Raw genomic sequence first — 1,013 nt, 5'->3', positions numbered from 1 at the left:
GGGGCGGACCATACATTTTTTGTAGGTTGTAAATCACGGTTCGCCTACCCCTGCCCAACGAACTAAATAGACAAATATTCAGATAACAGGTACTTATCCCTCCCGAAGAAGAAAGAACCGAGCCTGAATGTCGGATAGAACATCAAGTAAGCGAACGCACCCGCGTCCGACAAACTGATACTAATACGGTGGAATTGAACCTTTTTCTAAAAACTAAAAGCAAACAAGTTTCATAATCTTTGACTGAAGCTTTGTACATAAAAAGAGGTGGACTGGGCCGGCGCTCCGGAGATTCGATGGGAAATGCAGCCAATCGGACTGCGCACCAAGGCACGCCAAGTTATCCTAATATCACTTGTTAGAAGTGATAAAACGAAAAAGGCTCCAGCATTTCTGCTAGAGCCTTAAATATGGCAGGGGTGGAGAGATTCGAACTCCCAACACGCGGATTTGGAATCCGCTGCTCTGCCAATTGGAGCTACACCCCTGTAGAAACTACAGTTTATCACATTGTAGATTCAAAAAAACCTCGCAAAAGCGAGGTCTTTGAAATAAGTGGCGGAGCGGACGGGACTCGAACCCGCGACCCCCGGCGTGACAGGCCGGTATTCTAACCAACTGAACTACCGCTCCGCACTGGTTAGACATTTAAGTCTAAGTTTTTGTCTTCACTTTTTCATAAAAAGTGAAAATAAAATACAAGCCTGGCGATGTCCTACTCTCACATGGGGAAACCCCACACTACCATCGGCGCTAATTCGTTTCACTTCTGAGTTCGGAATGGAAGTCAGGTGGGTCCAAATCGCTATGGTCGCCAAGCAAATTCTTTAATTCGGAAAGCTGTTTTTAAATTCTATTTATACACATTCAATCGTTCTTGCATTGAGTCCATCAAAACCCCTTGGGTGTTGTATGGTTAAGCCTCACGGGCAATTAGTACAGGTTAGCTCAACGCCTCACAACGCTTACACACCCTGCCTATCAACGTTCTAGTCTCGAACAACCCTTTAGGA

General features: G+C 45.4%; 2 tRNA genes and 2 rRNA genes. All 4 read right to left on the bottom strand.

The window, feature by feature from the left end:
* Positions 1–411 precede the first annotated feature (411 nt).
* Positions 412–488 (bottom strand) — tRNA-Trp (locus BCT11_RS03880).
* A 68-nt stretch (positions 489–556) separates the two neighbouring features.
* Positions 557–633: transfer RNA gene (locus tag BCT11_RS03875), tRNA-Asp, on the bottom strand.
* A 69-nt stretch (positions 634–702) separates the two neighbouring features.
* Positions 703–819 (bottom strand): 5S ribosomal RNA (gene rrf, locus BCT11_RS03870).
* Positions 820–912: 93 nt separating this feature from the next.
* Positions 913–1,013, bottom strand: a 23S ribosomal RNA gene (locus BCT11_RS03865); the annotation flags it as partial.

It is taken from the genome of Vibrio sp. 10N.222.52.B12, assembly GCF_002875385.1.
In the GTDB taxonomy this organism is placed as follows: Bacteria; Pseudomonadota; Gammaproteobacteria; order Enterobacterales; family Vibrionaceae; genus Vibrio; species Vibrio jasicida.
The sequence above is the reverse complement of the archived record's forward strand: the minus strand, read 5'-3'. Positions and strand labels throughout refer to the sequence as shown.